Annotated in this window: 17 protein-coding genes and 1 other RNA gene; 8 read left to right on the top strand and 10 right to left on the bottom strand. The window is 64.9% G+C overall.

Translation table 11 applies throughout. The annotated features are described in order from the left end of the window. Positions 1-129 precede the first annotated feature (129 nt). Complete coding sequence (gene clpX / locus AC1Q5P_RS11155; protein ID WP_039336115.1) at positions 130-1386, top strand: ATP-dependent Clp protease ATP-binding subunit ClpX; 1257 nt, start codon at positions 130-132, stop codon at positions 1384-1386. 96 nt (positions 1387-1482) lie between these two features. Here the strand turns inward: clpX and AC1Q5P_RS11150 are convergent, their stop codons facing one another. From AC1Q5P_RS11150 to AC1Q5P_RS11125, 6 genes are all read right to left on the bottom strand, one after another. Next, a complete protein-coding gene (locus tag AC1Q5P_RS11150; protein ID WP_492518968.1) occupies positions 1483-2058 on the bottom strand; it encodes a fasciclin domain-containing protein in 576 nt (191 codons plus the stop codon). 351 nt (positions 2059-2409) lie between these two features. Continuing rightward, the gene (locus AC1Q5P_RS11145; protein ID WP_492518967.1) at positions 2410-3369 is read right to left on the bottom strand and encodes a cation diffusion facilitator family transporter; all 960 of its coding nucleotides are present in this window, start codon (positions 3367-3369) and stop codon (positions 2410-2412) included. A 42-nt stretch (positions 3370-3411) separates the two neighbouring features. After that, positions 3412-3822: RNase P RNA component class A (gene rnpB, locus AC1Q5P_RS11140), an RNA gene on the bottom strand. A gap of 7 nt (positions 3823-3829) precedes the next feature. Then, entirely contained in the window at positions 3830-4534 is a 705-nt protein-coding gene (locus AC1Q5P_RS11135; protein ID WP_039336291.1) for an N-acetylmuramoyl-L-alanine amidase, read from the bottom strand. A 6-nt stretch (positions 4535-4540) separates the two neighbouring features. Next, entirely contained in the window at positions 4541-5188 is a 648-nt protein-coding gene (locus AC1Q5P_RS11130; protein WP_039336109.1) for a histidine phosphotransferase family protein, read from the bottom strand. Between the two features lie 79 nt (positions 5189-5267). Next, entirely contained in the window at positions 5268-5678 is a 411-nt protein-coding gene (locus tag AC1Q5P_RS11125; RefSeq protein WP_062345788.1) for a M67 family metallopeptidase, read from the bottom strand. 896 nt (positions 5679-6574) lie between these two features. On the opposite strand from AC1Q5P_RS11125, the gene AC1Q5P_RS11120 reads away from it, so the two are divergent. The 3 genes from AC1Q5P_RS11120 to AC1Q5P_RS11110 all read left to right on the top strand — a co-directional run bounded on the left by AC1Q5P_RS11120 (position 6575) and on the right by AC1Q5P_RS11110 (position 9493). Continuing rightward, entirely contained in the window at positions 6575-6991 is a 417-nt protein-coding gene (locus AC1Q5P_RS11120; RefSeq protein ID WP_062341968.1) for a secondary thiamine-phosphate synthase enzyme YjbQ, read from the top strand. 192 nt (positions 6992-7183) lie between these two features. Next, on the top strand, positions 7184-9103 hold the full coding sequence (locus AC1Q5P_RS11115; RefSeq protein ID WP_193827676.1) for a methyl-accepting chemotaxis protein: 1920 nt from the start codon (positions 7184-7186) through the stop codon (positions 9101-9103). Between the two features lie 39 nt (positions 9104-9142). After that, entirely contained in the window at positions 9143-9493 is a 351-nt protein-coding gene (locus AC1Q5P_RS11110; RefSeq protein ID WP_039336097.1) for an energy transducer TonB, read from the top strand. A 112-nt stretch (positions 9494-9605) separates the two neighbouring features. Here AC1Q5P_RS11110 and AC1Q5P_RS11105 read toward each other — a convergent pair whose 3' ends face one another. The 4 genes from AC1Q5P_RS11105 to ligK form a co-directional block, all read right to left on the bottom strand. Next, a complete protein-coding gene (locus AC1Q5P_RS11105; protein ID WP_492518966.1) occupies positions 9606-10889 on the bottom strand; it encodes a Xaa-Pro dipeptidase in 1284 nt (427 codons plus the stop codon). Positions 10890-10950: 61 nt separating this feature from the next. Further along, complete coding sequence (locus AC1Q5P_RS11100; protein WP_492518965.1) at positions 10951-11841, bottom strand: amidohydrolase family protein; 891 nt, start codon at positions 11839-11841, stop codon at positions 10951-10953. Beyond that, positions 11838-12908: a 4-oxalomesaconate tautomerase gene (locus tag AC1Q5P_RS11095; protein WP_492518964.1), complete on the bottom strand. Its 1071-nt coding sequence runs from the start codon at positions 12906-12908 to the stop codon at positions 11838-11840. Before AC1Q5P_RS11095 ends, AC1Q5P_RS11100 begins: the two co-directional genes overlap by 4 nt. Continuing rightward, positions 12901-13575: a 4-carboxy-4-hydroxy-2-oxoadipate aldolase/oxaloacetate decarboxylase gene (ligK, locus tag AC1Q5P_RS11090; protein ID WP_039336089.1), complete on the bottom strand. Its 675-nt coding sequence runs from the start codon at positions 13573-13575 to the stop codon at positions 12901-12903. Before ligK ends, AC1Q5P_RS11095 begins: the two co-directional genes overlap by 8 nt. Before the next feature lie 105 nt (positions 13576-13680). Between ligK and ligR the strand changes: the two genes are divergently transcribed. From ligR to ligA, 4 genes are all read left to right on the top strand, one after another. Beyond that, positions 13681-14832, top strand: coding sequence for an aromatic metabolism transcription factor LigR (gene ligR, locus AC1Q5P_RS11085; RefSeq protein ID WP_193827680.1), 1152 nt, complete (start codon positions 13681-13683; stop codon positions 14830-14832). A gap of 62 nt (positions 14833-14894) precedes the next feature. Beyond that, positions 14895-15716: an NAD(P)-dependent oxidoreductase gene (locus AC1Q5P_RS11080; protein ID WP_062341957.1), complete on the top strand. Its 822-nt coding sequence runs from the start codon at positions 14895-14897 to the stop codon at positions 15714-15716. Then, complete coding sequence (locus AC1Q5P_RS11075) at positions 15713-16738, top strand: amidohydrolase family protein (protein WP_039336083.1); 1026 nt, start codon at positions 15713-15715, stop codon at positions 16736-16738. The genes AC1Q5P_RS11080 and AC1Q5P_RS11075 overlap by 4 nt, the downstream gene beginning before the upstream one ends. Further along, on the top strand, positions 16735-17157 hold the full coding sequence (gene ligA, locus AC1Q5P_RS11070; protein ID WP_039336081.1) for a protocatechuate 4,5-dioxygenase subunit alpha: 423 nt from the start codon (positions 16735-16737) through the stop codon (positions 17155-17157). Before AC1Q5P_RS11075 ends, ligA begins: the two co-directional genes overlap by 4 nt. Position 17158 lies beyond the last annotated feature (1 nt).

The raw sequence follows: 17158 nt of genomic DNA, 5'->3' as shown, positions 1-17158 counted from the left end.
GCCTTAAGCCCAGCGAAAGGCTTTGCCCCTTAGGATCACGTTACTGTAATCGAGTCCGGTTGATTAATGCCCTTGCGGTAGTAGGATGATCGGGCCCGCCTCTCGTGGAGAGGCGCCTGGGATGGACGAATGACCAAGCTTTCCGGATCGGATACCAAGAGCACCCTCTACTGCAGCTTCTGCGGCAAATCGCAGCACGAAGTGCGCAAGCTCATCGCCGGGCCGACCGTGTTCATCTGCGATGAATGCGTCGAACTGTGCAACGACATCATCCGTGAAGAGACCAAGGCCGGCATCGCCGGCAAGAAGGATGGCGGCGTACCAACCCCGCGCGACATCTTCGAGACTCTGAACGACTACGTGATCGGCCAGGACCGCGCCAAGCGCGTGCTCTCGGTGGCGGTCCACAACCACTACAAGCGCCTCAAGCACAGCGGCAAGGGCGGCGATGTCGAACTGTCGAAGTCGAACATCCTGCTCGTCGGCCCGACCGGTTCGGGCAAGACGCTGCTGGCACAGACGCTTGCCAAGACCTTCGACGTGCCCTTCACCATGGCCGATGCCACCACGCTGACCGAAGCCGGTTACGTGGGCGAGGACGTGGAGAACATCATCCTCAAGCTGCTGCAGGCGTCCGACTACAACGTCGAGAAGGCGCAGCACGGCATCGTCTACATCGACGAGATCGACAAGATCAGCCGCAAGGCCGAGAACCCCTCGATCACGCGCGACGTTTCGGGCGAAGGCGTGCAGCAGGCGCTGCTCAAGCTGATGGAAGGCACCACCGCCTCGGTTCCCCCGCAGGGCGGGCGCAAGCATCCGCAGCAGGAGTTCCTGCAGGTCGACACCACGAACATCCTGTTCATCTGCGGCGGCGCCTTTGCGGGCCTCGACAAGATCATTGCCGACCGCCTGCAGAAGCGCTCGATTGGCTTCGGCGCGCACGTTGCCGATCCCGAAAAGCGCCGCGTGGGCGAACTGCTCCAGAAGTCGGAACCTGAGGATCTCCTCAAGTTCGGCCTGATCCCCGAATTCGTCGGCCGCCTGCCCGTGATCGCGACCCTGAACGACCTCGACATCGAGGCGCTGGTCAAGATCCTCAAGGAGCCGAAGAACGCGCTGATCAAGCAGTACGCCAAGCTGTTCGAGCTGGAAGACGTGACGCTGACCTTCACCGACGACGCCCTTGAAGCGATCGCCAAGAAGGCCATCGAACGCAAGACCGGCGCGCGCGGGCTTCGCTCGATCGTCGAAGGCCTGCTGCTCGACACCATGTTCGACGTGCCGACCGAGACCGACATCAACGAGGTCGTGGTCGACAAGGACGTCGTCGAAGGTCGCAAGGAACCGATCCGCGTCCACAAGGGCAAGGAAGAAGCGGCCTGATTTCTGGCTTCGACTGAACATGAAAGAGGGCGGGTACCGAGAGGCACCCGCCCTTTTTGTTGGCCACTGCCCCCCTGTTGGAAGGGGCAAGCAAGATCAGTTCGGCAGCGAGACCGCGTCGGTCACATGGATCACGCCGTTCTTCTGCATCACATCGGCTTGCGTCACGTGGGCCATGCCGCCCTTTTCGTCGGTGAGCATGACGGTATCGCCCATCAGCGAGGCGGTGAGCTTGCCGCCCGCGACGGTGGTGAGTTCGGTCTTGCCGCCATCGGCCTTGATCTTGGCGACGAGCTGCGCCGCCGTCACCTTGCCCGGTACCACGTGGTAGGTCAGGACCTTGGTCAGCGCGGCCTTGTTCTCGGGCTTGAGCAGGGTGTCGACAGTGCCTGCAGGCAGCTTGGCGAAGGCAGCGTTGGTGGGAGCGAAGACGGTGAACGGACCGGTGCCATTCAGCGTATCGACGAGGCCGGCGGCCTTGATCGCGGCGACAAGCGTGGTGTGATCGGCCGAGTTCACCGCGTTCTCGACGATGGTCTTCGAGGGGTACATTGCGGCGCCGCCGACCATCTTGGTCTCTTCATGGTGGTTGGCGAAGGCAGGCGTGACGAACGCGGGTGCTGCAGTGGCGGCAGTAGCGGCGAGGGCCGCGATCAGGAACTTCGAGCTCATCGGTAACTCCTTGGTCGAAACGTGGCTGTATCCGGCGCAAGATCTGAGGCTGCCGGCCCGCCCCTCCGTGACCAGAGGTGGTAGCTGCCCGGGGCGATTCCACATGGCCCATGGTGCATGTGCTTGATTACGAAGTGTAATTGGCAAAAAATAGGCGCGCTGCGTGGGGCAGCGCGCCTGAAGAATTGGTACCCCCGGCCGAAGGGAACGAGTAGCCGGGGATCAAGGGAGGAACCGGGGCGGAGGGGTAAGTCTGCCCCGATCGGAACGTCTCCTGATGCCGATATGGCCCTCTGTGCCGTGCCCTGCGACCTGTCTCTTGGGACATTGAGGGATGCACGATGGGGCTGTTTACACCACGTTATCGTGCAACAGCGCGCATTCGTGGCCATCGATCGTCTCGACCTGGACGGTTGCGTGGCCAATGCCGAAATCATGGTCCAGTTCATGCGCGAGCTGGTGGAGGAAGCTGTCACCCGGATGGCCGCCCGGCATCACGAGGTGCGCGGTCAGCGCGGTCTCGGTCGTGCTCATCGGCCAGATGTGCAGATCGTGCACCGCCTCGACCCCGCTCAGCGAGTTGAGGAAGTGCCGCACTTTCTGCTCGTCGATTCCGGGCGGAACGGCGTGCAGGCCCATGCGCAGCGAATCCTTGAGCAGCCTCCATGTGCCTGCGGCGATGATGCCGACAATGACAAGGCTGGTGACCGGATCGATCCATTGCGCACCTGTCAGCGTGATCAGCAGGCCTGCGACAACGACGCCGGCCGAAACCGCAGCGTCTGCAGCCATGTGCAGGTAGGCGCCGCGGATGTTGATATCGTGCTTGCGCCCCCGCATGAACATCAGCGCCGTGACGGTGTTGATCACGATGCCGACGGCGGCTACCGCCATGACCGGACCACCCGCAACCGGCTCGGGCTCTATCAGCCGGCGGATCGTCTCGACCAGGATGGCGCCCAGCGCGACCAGCAGGAACGCGGCATTGCCGAGGGCGGCCAGGATCGAGCTGGACTTGAAGCCATAGGTGAAGCGGGCCGAGGGCGGCCGCGCTGCCAGCACGCTGGCGGTCCAGGCGATGACGAGTCCCAGCACGTCGGACAGGTTGTGTCCGGCATCTGCCACCAGCGCCATCGAACCGGCCATCACACCGTAGACCGCCTCGACCACGACAAAGCCGAGGTTCAGCGTGATGCCGACGGCAAAGGCCCGGCCGAAGCTGGCGGGAGCGTGGGAATGGCCATGGCCATGGTGGTCATGCCCGTGCCCATGCCCATGATGATCGTGATGGTGATGATGGCCGCCGGACATGGACCCGTCCTAACAACTTGCAGCGCTGTAGGAAACCATCGAAGCGCCAGGGGGCCTGTAAGCCGGGTTCTGTAGCGCCGACGGTATCCCACAAGTGGACCGTATCGCCGCTGGCAGCCATTCCTCTAGGCGGACCGTTGCCGGAACGCTCAAGCAATCAACCCGGACTGCTGGCCCGAAACAAGCCTGCTCGGAAGAGCGCGCAGTCCCTATTCGATCTTGCTCCGGGTGGGGTTTGCCGTGCCGCTTCCGTTGCCGGTCGCGCGGTGCGCTCTTGCCGCACCCTTTCACCCTTACTCGTCCTTGCGGACTAGCGGTCTGCTCTCTGTGGCACTTTCCCTTGACCTTCCACCTTGCGGTGTCAGGCCCGGCGGGCGTTACCCGCCACCCTTGTTTCGTGGAGCCCGGACTTTCCTCGGGATCTTGCGATCACGCGGCTGCCCGGCCCCCTGGCGAGCGGTCACCTAGCATGACCGAGATCGCGTTCCAACAGGAGTTCGAACAGCAATGCGCCGATCTGGCCATCGACCTGCCCATCGATCCGGTGTGGCCGCCAGCGCCGCTGGAAGGCGCGCACTGCGGCTTCCTGATCGGAAATGTCATAGCCGAAGCGTTCGAGGGCGAGGAAGAACGCAGCCTCGTTGTCGTAGAGCAGCCGCATCGAGAGCTTGGGTGTGGGCAGGCAGAGGCGGTGCCGAGCGAGCAATTCCCACGGGAACAACTCGCCCGGATCTTCCTTGCGCGCCGGGGCGACGTCGGAATGGCCGACAACGTTGGCGCGGGGCACGTTGTGCCGCTTGACGATATCGGCGAGCAGCGGCAGCAGCGCCTCGATCTGTGCGTCGGGGAACGGGCGGTAGCCGAATTCGTGGCCGGGATTTACCAGTTCGATCCCGACGCTCGCCGAGTTTATATCGGTGATCCCGCGCCAGGAGGACCGCCCGGCGTGCCAGGCGCGCTTGTCCTCGTCCACCAGGCCGGTGACGGTGCCGTCCTCGTCGATCATGTAGTGCGCTGAGACTTCCGCTGCCGGATCGCAGAGCCGATCAAGCGCCGCCTGTGCGGTCTCCATGCCGGTATAGTGCAGCACCACCATGGTGACCGGCAGCTTGCGCTCGTTCCAGTTCGGCGATGGCACCTCGCGATGGACGAGCCAGCGGCGCATCATGGATCAGGCTGCCGGGAGCACTGCGCCCATGACCAGGCTTTCCGCCGTGACGTGGACCTGCACCCCGCCGCCGACCGAGGCGGCAAGCTGCTGGACCATCGCGGCGGGCGCCGTCTTGCTGGACAGTTCGCTTGCAGCCAACGTGCCTTCAAGCGCCTGACCGACCGCCGGATCAAACGCCACGCGCTGCCCGGCGGCGCGCACGACGATCTCGATCGCGCCGCCGTTCACTTCTGCACCGATATCGAGCGTGCCGCCGCGGACCAGCGCGTCGAGCCCGATCAGGGCGAGGTTGAGCAGGGTCTTCACCGCGGGCTTGGCCAAGGCATCGACGCCGAACATCCAGTTCACCGCGACACGCCCGTTGCTGCCGGCCAGCGCATCGATCAGGGCGCGCGCCTCGTTCACCGGCACGGAATCGCCGAAGCCGCCGGCCGCACCGAAGGCGAGGCGGAAGAACTTGAGCTTGTCTGCCGACGCCTTCGCGCTCTGTTCGAGCAGTTCGAAGCAGCGCTGACGCATTTCGGGGTCCTTCTCCTCGACTAGGAGTTCGAGACCGTTGGAAAGCGCGCCTACCGGGCTGAGCATGTCATGGCAAAGGCGCGAGCAGAGCAGGCTGGCGAGATCGAGCGCGGAAGCAGGTGCTGTCATGTTCTGATGGAAGGCCTTTTTGGATCAGTGGTCTGCGCAAGGGGCTCTGTGCGAGCAAACGGGTTGATGCCTTACAGCCTTAGCCAGCGATGACCGCATAGGAAAGCGCTTCGAACCCGTTCGGGCCATCGTGCCAACACGTAATTGCCCACGATCCGTCGCGGACCGGCGCGGCAATCGCCCAGACCTTGCCATCGTGCGCGGCGCTGGCTGCGTCGGTGGATGACGGGCGGGCAAGGCCGTTGGGATGCGTGTGAAAATAGCCGAGAACGTCCGGCCCGCCAGCCCGCGCCGCCTTGTGCGCGGCGATGAGGGCGGCGGGATCGATCTCGAAATGGCGCGCCGGGTCGGCCGCGACATTGGCGGTGCGAACGGCGGTTTCCACGCGGGTGTCCCAGCCAAGCAGGAGGCCGCACGCCTCGTCGGGGCAGGCATCGCGGGCCGCCACCGTCATCGTCGCAATTGCGCTGCTGGCTATCTCGAACGGCATGGCGTTGCTGTGGCGGGGAGAGGCGGTGGTTGCAAGGGGGGCGCCTGATTTGCCACCCCCGCTCCCCCGTCCTTCGGCTCGTCGCGCAGGCGGCGAGGCTCGGGCGACTCGCGCTGAGGTTCCGTGAGGACACCGAGGTCCCCGCCTGCGCGGGGAAGCGGGGGTGTCATGAGTAGCATCCGCTGGCGAATGCGGACCGTAACGCCGGGGGGAGTTCACAGATCGCGCGACCGGTGCGGTGCCGTCTGGCACGCAGCGGGAGGGGCGCGGGACCGGGTGCGAGTGGCCGGGGGGCGGTTCCGAACCCCTGATCGGCTCAGCCTGAGGGCGGACACATTTGAAAGGACGAAGCCTTGGCAGCGGCTCGCGTACTGCCTTGGCTTCTGGCAAGCGGCTGCGTGAAAAGAACCTGTCGTTTGTGCTGACACAGTCGCACAATCATGGCGGGTTCCGCATCCGCAGCGTCGCTCAGGGTTCGGCGCCGTGCTATCAGCCCTGGGTTGTCCTGTCTGTCCTTGGGTAACGGCAGGGTTTGCCCGGTGGGTCTTGGGCTTTACGCCCCTCGTTGAACCCGCTGCGCACCTGCCGCACCGATCGCGCCGGAAGCTTCGGCAACAGCGTCGGCTTCCGAAGGAGAGGAGCGGGTTGGCCTTGTGCCCTCTCCTGACCTGTGGGCGGGGCATGTAACCTATATGGTTCTTTTTGTCAAGATATCTTCGCACCACTCTCAGCCGTCACCCCGGGCTTGACCCGGGGTTCCGCTTTCTTGTTGCGAGGGTGTGCAGGAAGAAAAGCGGGACCCCGGGTCAAGCCCGGGGTGACGGTGTTGTGTGGGGTGTGGGTCGGACGGCTGCGAGGTCTGGCGCGGCGAGGGCATATGCTGCCATAAGGCCGTCATGCGCCAGTCTGCCACCGAGATCACCATCGCTACCCCGGGCCAAGGCCTGCATGAGATAACCCGCGATGTGGTGCGCTGGACTGGCGAACAGGGCATGGCCACCGGCTTGCTGACCGTGTTCTGCCGCCATACCTCGGCTTCACTGACCATCCAGGAGAACGCCGCGCCTGAAGTGCGGGGCGATATCGTTCGCTGGCTTTCGCGTCTTGCGCCGGAGAACGGTGGCTATGCCCATGACGATGAAGGTCCCGACGACATGCCGGCGCATTTGAAGTCGATACTCACGGGCGTGTCGCTATCGATTCCGCTGGTCGGGGGGCGACTGGCACTGGGCACGTGGCAGGGCATATATTTGTGCGAGCACCGCCGGGCAGGCCATCGTCGGCGCGTGACGCTGCATCTTCTGGGCGCTTGACCCACGGCAACATTAACCATGAAGGTGGCCCGTATCGGGCCGAAAGCTGCGCAAACAGTAGCGTTGTGGCAATCTGGCTGGAGAAAACCTTTCTACGCCAGTGCGCGACTCTACGGGGCTGTCGCGATACGGAAAGTTCCCCCCTCCCGGCATAAGCGGGTGACATGCCGCAAGGCCTGTCGGGGAACATTGATGTTCAGCTTCAACATAACCAAAAAATTCATCGCTGCTTTTGCACTGCTGCTTGCGGCGATGGCAGGCATGGGCCTGTTCGCGATTTCGAAGATCGGCGAGGTCAATGCCATTGCCGCCGAACAGCGCGACATCTGGATACCCAGCGCGGAAAAGCTCGGCGATATCCACGCCTTCACCTCGCAATATCGCCTCAAGCAGGACGAGATGTTCAGTGGGGAGACGCCCGAGGCCGTGGCGCGCGGCCAGAAACTGCTCAGGAATGCGCGCAGCGCGATCGATGCGGAAATCGTCGAGTTCGAGAAACTTGCCATCACGCCGGATCAGAAGACCGGGACGGCCGCGCTGAAGCAAGCCTGGGCGACTTTCCTTGCCCAGGATGAAACCATGCAGGCGATGGCGATCGGCGGCGACACCCGGGGCGCCCAGGTGATGCACGATGGCGAGGGCATCGATACCTTCTATGCCCTGGAAGACACGATCCTCGCCGTTATCGAGGCCAACAAGAAGGACGGCGCTGCGGTCGCCGCCAATGCCGAGAAGATCTATGCCTCGGCGCGCAAGTTCACCCTTGCGGCGCTTGGCCTTGCTCTGCTCAGCGCGGTTGTCCTGCTGGTCTATCTCATTCGCAACATCGCCAAGCCGGTGGTGTCGATGTCGGACGCCGTGTCGCGCCTGATCGATGGAAATCATAACGTCGCCGTCCCGGGCCTTTCCCGGTCCGACGAACTTGGCCAGCTTGCCCGCGCGCTTGATCGCTTCCGCGATGTCTTCGCATCCGACCATGCCCGCGCCGAAGCCGAGAAGCAGCGCGCCCGCGAAGTGCAGCTGACCATCGATGAGATCGGCGAGGGACTGACCGCGTTGGCCGAAGGAAACCTGACCTTCCGCGTCAAGGAGAACGGATCGGGCGCGCTGGCCAAGCTGCATGTCGACTACAATGCTGCCGTGACCGCGCTTGAGCGGGTGCTCGGCAAGATCGTCGAGGGTTGCCACACGATCAAGCTTGGTACGGACGAGATTTCGAGCGCGGCATCGGACCTGGCGCTGCGCACCGAGCAGCAGGCGACATCGCTGGCTGAAACATCGCGCACGATCACCGAGTTCAGCTCCTCCGTCAGGACCACGGCCGAGAACGTGAAGCAGACGAGCACCCGCCTGTCTGTGGCCCGCAACACCGCCGACGGTGTTGGCGATACCGCCAATCGTGCCGTGGCCGCCATGCGCAGCATCGAGGCCAGTTCGCGCGAGATGGCCGAGATCGTGGGGGTCATCGACGGCATTGCCTTCCAGACCAACCTGCTGGCGCTCAATGCCGGAGTCGAGGCCGCGCGTGCCGGTGATGCCGGCAAGGGCTTTGCGGTGGTCGCCACCGAAGTGCGTGCCCTGGCGCAGCGGTCTGCCGATGCCGCCAAATCGATCCGCGACCTGATCGGCAAGAGCACCGAAGAGGTCAGCGGCGGGGTTGCCCTGGTCGAATCGAGCGGTGAGGCCCTGCGGCAGATCGTCAACGAAGTCAGTGCGGTCTCGGAGCTGGTAGACCAGATCGCCGAGGCTGCCGGACAGCAGGCGGCCGGCATCGCCGACATCTCGGCGATGGTCGGTTCGATGGACAGCTTTACCCAGCGCAATGCCGCGATGGTCGAGGAAAGCTCGGCCGGAACGCGCAATCTTTCCAACGAGACCATTGCGCTGGTCGAGCAGGTCGGGCGCTTCCGCCTTGGTACGAGCGGCCAGGCCCGCTCATCGGCACTGCTCTCCGCCAAGCCGCAAGCTTCTGCGCCCGCAGCGTCGAAGCCCGCTCCGCTGCCTGTGGCTACTGCGACGGCAGAGCCCGCCGCGCAGCCTGCAGCGCGCCCCGCTCCGGTCCTCGGCAATACTGCCCTGAAGGTCGACGAGGACGATTGGTCCGAATTCTGAAAGCCGCAACGTCATTCAAGAAGATCGAAGGAACGCCCCATGAAGATTATCGACAGGATCGCACTTGGCATTGCCTCGCTTGCCTTTGCCGCAACCGCCATGCCTGCCTTTGCGCAGTCTGCCGAGTGGCAGAAGCAGGTGACGCGCATCATCGCGTCCAAGCAGACCTATCCACGCACGGCGCAGATGCGCGGCGAGGAAGGCACGGCCAAAGTCAAGGTGTTCGTCGGCGCTGGCGGCAACATCGAGCGAACCGAACTTGTCGCGCCCTCGGGCTCAAGCACGCTCGACAAGGAGGCGCTGGCCATGCCGACGCGCGCCGGTTCGGTGCCGCCACCGCCGGGCGGCGCCACGGCCATCGTCGTGCCAGTGACCTGGAAGCTGCTCTGAGCGAGCAGTGATTGCCATCTGGCGGGCCGTCCCCCTCCGGCCCTGCCGGCTCTTGCCGGTCCTCCCTTGCCGGCAGATCGGGGCGGCTCGATCCGAGCCGCCCCTTTTTCGCTCATTTCACCAATTCGCCACCCTTCATGACATGGCGCACGTCTTCGAGGACGGCGATATCGGCCAGGGGATCCCCGGTGACCGCGATCATGTCGGCCCAATGGCCGGGCGAGAGTGCGCCGACGTCCTTGCTCCAGCCGAGCAGGTCGGCGGCGACAGTGGTGGCAGACTGGATTGCCTGCATCGGCGTCATTCCGTAGCGGACCATGTACTTGAACTGCCGCGCATTGGCGCCGTGGGGGAAGACCCCGGCGTCGGTGCCATAGCTGAGCCTGACCCCGGCCTTGACCGCCTTGCGGAAGCCTGCGCGCTGGGCTTGGGTGGTCTCGTCGTTCTTGCGCAGCATGTCGGCAGGCCAGCCATCGCGCTTGCCGACCTCGGCGATGAAATCCCCGTTGTAGATATCCATGTCGAGCCAGACGCTGCGCGCCTTGGCAAGGGCAATGCCTTCATCGTCGATCAGGCTGGCATGCTCGATCGCCTTGACGCCCGACTGGATGGCAAGCTTGATTCCGGCGGCGCCATGGGCATGGGCGGTGACCCATGATCCGCGCTGGCGGGCAACGTCGACCGCTGCCTTCATCATCTCGCCCGACAGTTCGATCTGACCGGGTTCGGTGCCTTGCGCCAGCACTGCACCGGTGGCGATCAGCTTGATCGAATCCGCGCCGTTCTGGAACAGCGCGTTGACCTTGCGGGTAACGTCCGCCGCATCGGTGACGACGCCGGCGCGCATGTCGGCAGGGACGGTGACATCGGGCGAGAAGCCGGTGACCTCGCCGCCGCCGCCGGGGATGGTGACATAGGCTCCAACCGCGCTGATGCGAGGGCCGGGTACGTCGCCACGGTTGATGGCGTTGCGCAGTTCGACATCGGCATAGGCGCGGAAGGAGCCGACATCGTGCACCGAGGTAAAGCCTGCGAACAGGGTCTTCCTGGCATTGCGCGCGCCGATGAAGCCGATCTCCATGGCTGAATGGAGCAGCGGCTCGGCGACGTTGCTGGACTGTTCGACGTCGGCGAGGTGCACGTGGCAGTCGATCAGGCCGGGCAGGACGGTGAAGGCCGACCAATCCACGACGTTGGCACCCGCAGGCAGGGGACCATCGGGCTGCACAGCCACGACGCGCCCATCCTCGACCTTGATCACCTGCGCGGCGAGAACCCGTCCGGCTTCCGGATCGATCAGCCGCCCGGCACGGACATAGAGCGTTTCGGCGCTTGCCGTGGTGGGGATCAGGGCCAGCAGGGCGAGGACGGTGAGAGGCAGATGGCGATGCAGCATGGTTCGCAGACTATCGCACCATGCTGCAAGCGCAATCGGTTGAAGCTCTCGCCCGCCGTCCTCAATCTGCCCAGTACAGCTTCATCGGGTTGTCGATGAGCAGCTTGCGCTGGAGTTCCTCGGTCGGCGCGATGCGCGGGATCATGTCGACGAGGTGGCCGTCGTCGGGGATTTCGGTGTCCATGTTGGGGTGCGGCCAGTCGGTGCCCCACAGCACGCGGTCCTGATAATCGGCCACCAAGGGCGCGACGGCATCTGCAAAGGCATTCCACGGATCGCCCGCGCCGCCTTCCTTGATGGCATCGAGGCGGTCGGGGCAGGTGGCCTTGAACCAGATGTCTTCGCGACTGTTGAGGAAGGCGCGGAAAGCCTTCATGTCGGCACCGTCCGGTCCCTGGCGCACGTCGGGGCGGCCCATGTGGTCGATCACGAGGGGGACGGGGATGGCGTCCATGAACGGGCGCAGTTCCTCGAGGATGTCGGCCTCGAAATAGATCACCACGTGCCAGCCCTTGGGCAGGCGCTGCGCGACTTCGAGGAACTTGTCCTTGGGCGCGTCGTCGACAAGGCGCTTCAGGAAGTTGAAGCGGATGCCGCGGATGCCGCCTTCGTGCAGGGCGTGGAGGTCTGCTTCGGAGATCGCGGGATCGACCACGGCGACGCCGCGGGCCTTTCCGTTCGACTTGGCGATGGCATCGAGCGTGGCGGCATTGTCGGTGCCGTGGCAGCTGGCCTGAACGATGACGTTGCGTTCAAAGCCCAGGTGATCGCGCAGGGCGAAGAGCATGTCCGGGCCGGCATCCTGCGGCAGGTACTTGGCCTTGGCGCTGAACGGGAACTGCGCCATCGGACCGAAGACATGGCAATGCGCATCAACCGCGCCGGGTGGCGGGGTGTAGCGCGGCTTCGATGGATTGGCGTGCCAGCTGATGATGCGGTTCTGGTCGGTCATGCAAATACTACTCCATCCATCAGCTTGCGCGCGGTGCGCAGGAGGGCGGCGGTGCGGACTTCGCCGGCGTCGTCCACTTCCAGAACGCAGCTCATTTCGCCGGTGGGATGTTCGACCGAGAGCAGCTTGCGGCTGCCTTCGGGGATCGAGGCTACCTCGGCGGCGGGCGAGCCGGGGATCAGGCAGGCGGTGGCGACGCTGACCGCGCCGAGGACGCCGATGGTGGCGTGAGCGCGGTGGGGGATGAAGCTGCGCACGGTCACCGCGCCGCCGTTCTTCGGGGGAGCGACGAGCATCATCTTGGGGACGGACTTTTCCTTCACGTCGCCCAGATTCATGCGTTCGCCGACTGCGAGGCGGATGGCTTCGATTTTCGCCTTGAGATCGCTCGCATTGTCTAGCCAGTCGCGGTCTTCGTAGCCGGTGATGCCGAGATCCTCGGCCTTCATCACCACGCAGGGCATGCCGTTGTCGATCAGGGTGACAGCCACGCCATTCACTTCGTCGACGGCGTTGCCGGTGGGCAGGAGCGCGCCGCACGAGGAACCGGCGGTATCGCGAAATTCGAGTGGCACCGGCGCGTGGGAGCCGGGGACCCCGTCGATCTTCGCGTCGCCCTTGTAGGTGACCTTGCCATCGGGCGTGCTGACCGTGGCGACGGCGACCTGGCCGGTGTTCTCCATGAAGATGGCGACACGGGTTTCATCGCCGGTGGCCGCCACCAGTCCGCGCTCGATCGCGAAGGGACCCACGCCGGCAAGGATATTGCCGCAGTTCTGCGCATCGGTGACGATCGCCTGATCGACGAAGACCTGCAGGAACAGGTAGTCGACGTCGATGCCCTCGCGGCTGGACTTGGAAACGACCGCGACCTTGCTGGTCAGGGGATCGGCGCCGCCCATTCCGTCGATCTGCACGGGATCGGGGCTGCCCATCATGGCCAGGAGGAAGGCATCGCGCTGGGCCGTGTCCTGCGGCAAGTCATCCTTGAGAAAGTAGCCGCCCTTGGACGTGCCGCCGCGCATCCACATGCAGGGAATGCCTTGGGGCATGCCTGCCTCAGACATACTTGAGGCCTTCCTTTTCGAGGCGTTCGCGCATCTTGTACATGTCGAGGCCGAGGACGCCTGCTGCCAGCTTCTCGCGCTTTTCGCCTTCGTTGGCTTCGCGGGCCTGCGCGGCCTTGAGCACTTCGGCGGCCTTTTCGCGAGGCACGACGCAGACGCCGTCATCGTCGGCCACGATCACGTCACCGGGGTTGACCAGCGCGTTGGCGCAGACCACGGGCACGTTGACGCTGCCGAGCGTGTTCTTGACTGTTCCTTGCGCGTAGATCGCCTTGGACCAGACGGGGAAGTTCATTTCCGTGAGGTCGCGCACGTCGCGCACGCCAGCGTCGATCACCAAGCCGCGGCAGCCGCGCGCCTGCGCGCTGGTGGCGAGAAGATCGCCGAAGTAGCCGTCTTCGCACGGTGAGGTCGGGGCGAGGAGCAGGATGTCTCCGGCCTGAAGCTGTTCGATGGCGACGTGGACCATCCAGTTGTCACCCGGAGGCGCGCTGATGGTGACGGCGCTGCCGGCGATGCGCGCGCCGCGATAGATCGGGCGCATGTAGGAGGCCAGCAGGCCGGTGCGGCCTTGCGCTTCGTGGACGGTGGCGACGCCGCAGGCGGCAAGGCCATCGATCACGGCTGGATCGGCACGTTCGATGTTCTGGACGACGATTCCCGACATTTCCGGCTCCCATGAAAAATCTTCGCCGGTTCCATGCGACCGCGGGGCGCGAGGAACCAATGCAATGTTTGGCACTGCCCATAAGGAAATGCTAAGCGATGCACCATGCAACTCCATGCGATCAATGTCCGCCACATCGCGGCGTTTGCGGCGACCGTGCGCCACGGCAGCGTGACGCGGGCGGCGCGGGCGGTGAACCTGACGCAGCCTGCATTGACGCAGGCGATCGCCCGGCTGGAGGCGGACCTGGGATGTGCGCTGTTCGAACGTGGGCCGGCCGGCATGACGCCGACCGAGCCCGCGCTGCTGCTTGCACCGCGTGCCGAAGCTGCGATTGCGCATGTCGGCTCTCCGCGCGTGACTGGCACGCAATTGCGGGCGTTCCTCGCGCTGGCGAGGGCTGGGTCCTATGCAGTGGCTGCAGAGGCGACGGGGCTTTCGTCGGCCTCGCTGCACCGGGCGGTGGCGGATCTTTCGGTCGCGCTGGGGCAGCGGCTGGTGGACCGGCGCGGGCGTTCGGTGATGCTAACGCCTGCGGGCGAAAGGCGCGCACGCGGGTTCGGCCTGGCGATGGCGGAACTGCGTTCAGGCCTTGCCGAAGTGGCGGCCTGGCAGGGCAAGGCGGCGGGGCGGGTGGTGGTTGGCGCCATGCCGCTGAGCCGCGCGCGCTGGCTGCCCGAGACGATCCTGCGCTTTGCCGGAGCCCATCCGGGGGTGGATGTGGCAGTGGTAGAAGGGAGCCATGCCGAGCTTTCCGGACCTTTGCGCGACGGTGAAGTGGACCTGATGCTGGGCGCGCTTCGTGATGCGGCGTCTCTTGATGATCTGGCGCAGGAGGCGGTGTTCGAAGATCGTCCTGCACTGGTGATGCGCGCCGGGCATCCCTTGCTGGCAGGCACGGTGAATGGCGCCGCGTTGGCGGCGTTTCCGTGGATTCTGCCCGCCAGCGACACGCCGTTGCGCCACTACTGGGAAGGCATGATGCGCGGCGCCGGGGCGGAGCCGCCGCGGGTGGGGATCGAGTGCGGATCGGTGCTGACGGTACGGCAATTGCTGCTGGGATCTGACGCGCTGACGCTGCTGTCCCCGGCGCAACTGGCGGTGGAACTGGACGCGGGCGTGCTGGCCACGCTGCCGCCGCCGGTGCCGGTGGCGCGGACCATCGGCATCACCACGCGAGAAGGCTGGCGGCCAACTGCTCCTCAGGCCGCCTTCGTCGCCCTGCTGCGCGAGGTTGCCGCAGAAGGGTTTGCATAAATTTATACCTGTGGCGATGTTTGCATTTGTTCCTTTGCGCCTTGCCGCGCAGGACCGGCGCCATGGAGAGCGTGATTGCCCTGATCGGCTTCGGTGAGGCCGGGTCCACTTTTGCCAAGGCGGCAGGCTGGGAGTCTGCGGCGCTGGCCTTCGACATCAACCCGGCACGACGGGCGGTGATGGAAGAGGCGGGCGTGGTGATCTGCGGCTCGGCCGAAGATGCGCTTGGCGATGCCGACGTGGTGCTGTCGCTGGTGACGGCGGATTCGGCGCTGCCTGCGGCTGAGGACTATGCCGGTCTGCTGAAGCCGGGCGCGCTCTGGTGCGACATGAATTCGGTGGCACCCGACACCAAGCGGGCCGCCGCCAAGGCGATCGAGGCATCAGGCGGGCGTTATGTCGACGTTGCGGTGCTGGCCCCGGTCAACCCCGCTCGGATGAATGTGCCGCTGCTGATTTCGGGTGCCCATGCTGCAGAGGCCGAGGCGCGGCTGCAGGCGGCAGGCTTTGCCAAGACGCGAGTGGTTGGGGACGAGATCGGCCGGGCCAGCGCAATCAAGATGATCCGCTCGATCATGGTAAAGGGCATCGAGGCGCTGACCGCCGAAATGATGCTGGCGGCGACGAAGGCCGGCGTGGTGGACGAGGTTTTGTCCTCCCTGGACGCCAGCGAGAAGACGCAGAGCTGGTTCGATCGCGCCGAGTACAATGTCGAGCGCATGACGACGCATGGGCTCCGTCGTGCGGCCGAGATGGAAGAGAGCTGCAAGACGCTGGAATCGCTGGGCATCGAGCCGGTGATGACCAGCGGGACCGTGAAGCGCCAGCGCGAGCAGGCGGGCAAGACAATCGCATTCAACGCTAAGAGGACTGAAGTCGCATGACCATGATCATCGACTGCCACGGCCACTACACCGTGCTGCCAAAGGCGCACGACGAATGGCGCGAGAAGCAGAAGGCCGCATTCAAGGCCGGGACCGAGTGCCCGCCCTATCCCGAAATCTCGGATGACGAGATCCGCGAGACGATCGAATCGAACCAGCTGCGCCTGCTGAAGGAGCGTGGCGCGGACATGACGATCTTCTCCCCCCGCGCTTCGGCCATGGCCCCGCACGTTGGCGATCAGTCGGTCGCGGTGAAGTGGGCGCAGGTCTGCAACGACCTGATCGCGCGCGTTGTCGGGCTTTACCCTGAGACCTTCGCGGGCGTGTGCATGCTGCCGCAGTCTCCGGAAGCGGACATGTCGTCCTCGATCCGCGAGCTGGAGCGCTGCGTGAACGAGCTCGGCTTCATCGGCTGCAACCTCAACCCTGATCCGGGCGGTGGCCACTTCAAGCATCCGCCGCTGACCGATGAATACTGGTTCCCGTTCTACGAGAAGATGTGCGAGCTGGACGTTCCGGCGATGATCCACGTATCGGGATCGTGCAACCCGGCGATGCATGCGACGGGCGGGTACTACATCGCGGCTGACACCATCGCCTTCATGCAGCTGCTCGAAGGCGACCTCTTCAGCAAGTTCCCCACCCTGCGCTTCATCATTCCGCATGGCGGCGGCGCGGTGCCCTACCACTGGGGACGCTATCGTGGCCTTGCCGACATGCTCAAGAAGCCGTCGCTCGACACGCACCTGATGAACAACATCTTTTTCGACACCTGCGTCTATCACCAGCCGGGCATCGACCTGCTGGCCGACGTGATCGAGAACAAGAACATCCTGTTCGGGTCGGAAATGGTCGGCGCGGTGCGAGGGATCGACCCGACCACCGGGTTCTATTTCGACGATACCAAGCGCTATGTCGACGCACTCGACATCAGCGATGCCGAACGCCACGCGATCTTCGAGGGCAACGCGCGCCGCGTGTTCCCGCGCCTCGACGCCAAGCTGAAGGAGAGGGGCCTGTGACCGAAACAGCCAAGCCGACCCAGAACATCCACGAATACCTCGCCGAGTTCGAGGACATTCCGGGCACCCGCGTCTACACCGCTGCCCGCGCCCGCAAGGGCTACTGGATCAACCAGTTCGCGATGAGCCTGATGAAGCCGGAGAACCGCGAACGGTTCAAGGCCGACGAGCGCGCCTATCTCGACGAGTGGAAGATCAGCGAGGAAGCCAAGCAGGCGCTGCTTCGGCGCGACTACAACGCGTTGCTCGACCTTGGCGGGAACGTCTACTTCCTCTCGAAGCTTTTCTCTTCGGACGGGCTGCCGTTTGCCGAGGCGGTCAGCACGATGACCGACATGACCTGGCCTGAATATCGCCAGATGATGCTGGAGGGCGGCCGCAAGCCCGAAGGCAATCGCTCGATCAAGGGAGGCTACTGAC

The sequence above is a fragment of the Novosphingobium sp. GW835-FHT14H07 genome (genome assembly GCF_058793515.1).
The sequence above is the reverse complement of the archived record's forward strand: the minus strand, read 5'-3'. Positions and strand labels throughout refer to the sequence as shown.

Excerpts from the sequence above, each read along its gene's own strand:
- clpX (WP_039336115.1), top strand. The coding sequence starts at position 130 with ATGACCAAGCTTTCCGGATCGGATACCAAGAGCACCCTCTACTGCAGC.
- AC1Q5P_RS11150 (WP_492518968.1), bottom strand. The coding sequence starts at position 2,058 with ATGAGCTCGAAGTTCCTGATCGCGGCCCTCGCCGCTACTGCCGCCACT.
- AC1Q5P_RS11145 (WP_492518967.1), bottom strand. The coding sequence starts at position 3,369 with ATGTCCGGCGGCCATCATCACCATCACGATCATCATGGGCATGGGCAC.
- AC1Q5P_RS11135 (WP_039336291.1), bottom strand. The coding sequence starts at position 4,534 with ATGCGCCGCTGGCTCGTCCATCGCGAGGTGCCATCGCCGAACTGGAAC.
- AC1Q5P_RS11130 (WP_039336109.1), bottom strand. The coding sequence starts at position 5,188 with ATGACAGCACCTGCTTCCGCGCTCGATCTCGCCAGCCTGCTCTGCTCG.
- AC1Q5P_RS11125 (WP_062345788.1), bottom strand. The coding sequence starts at position 5,678 with ATGCCGTTCGAGATAGCCAGCAGCGCAATTGCGACGATGACGGTGGCG.
- AC1Q5P_RS11120 (WP_062341968.1), top strand. The coding sequence starts at position 6,575 with ATGCGCCAGTCTGCCACCGAGATCACCATCGCTACCCCGGGCCAAGGC.
- AC1Q5P_RS11115 (WP_193827676.1), top strand. The coding sequence starts at position 7,184 with ATGTTCAGCTTCAACATAACCAAAAAATTCATCGCTGCTTTTGCACTG.
- AC1Q5P_RS11110 (WP_039336097.1), top strand. The coding sequence starts at position 9,143 with ATGAAGATTATCGACAGGATCGCACTTGGCATTGCCTCGCTTGCCTTT.
- AC1Q5P_RS11105 (WP_492518966.1), bottom strand. The coding sequence starts at position 10,889 with ATGCTGCATCGCCATCTGCCTCTCACCGTCCTCGCCCTGCTGGCCCTG.
- AC1Q5P_RS11100 (WP_492518965.1), bottom strand. The coding sequence starts at position 11,841 with ATGACCGACCAGAACCGCATCATCAGCTGGCACGCCAATCCATCGAAG.
- AC1Q5P_RS11095 (WP_492518964.1), bottom strand. The coding sequence starts at position 12,908 with ATGTCTGAGGCAGGCATGCCCCAAGGCATTCCCTGCATGTGGATGCGC.
- ligK (WP_039336089.1), bottom strand. The coding sequence starts at position 13,575 with ATGTCGGGAATCGTCGTCCAGAACATCGAACGTGCCGATCCAGCCGTG.
- ligR (WP_193827680.1), top strand. The coding sequence starts at position 13,681 with ATGCAACTCCATGCGATCAATGTCCGCCACATCGCGGCGTTTGCGGCG.
- AC1Q5P_RS11080 (WP_062341957.1), top strand. The coding sequence starts at position 14,895 with ATGGAGAGCGTGATTGCCCTGATCGGCTTCGGTGAGGCCGGGTCCACT.
- AC1Q5P_RS11075 (WP_039336083.1), top strand. The coding sequence starts at position 15,713 with ATGACCATGATCATCGACTGCCACGGCCACTACACCGTGCTGCCAAAG.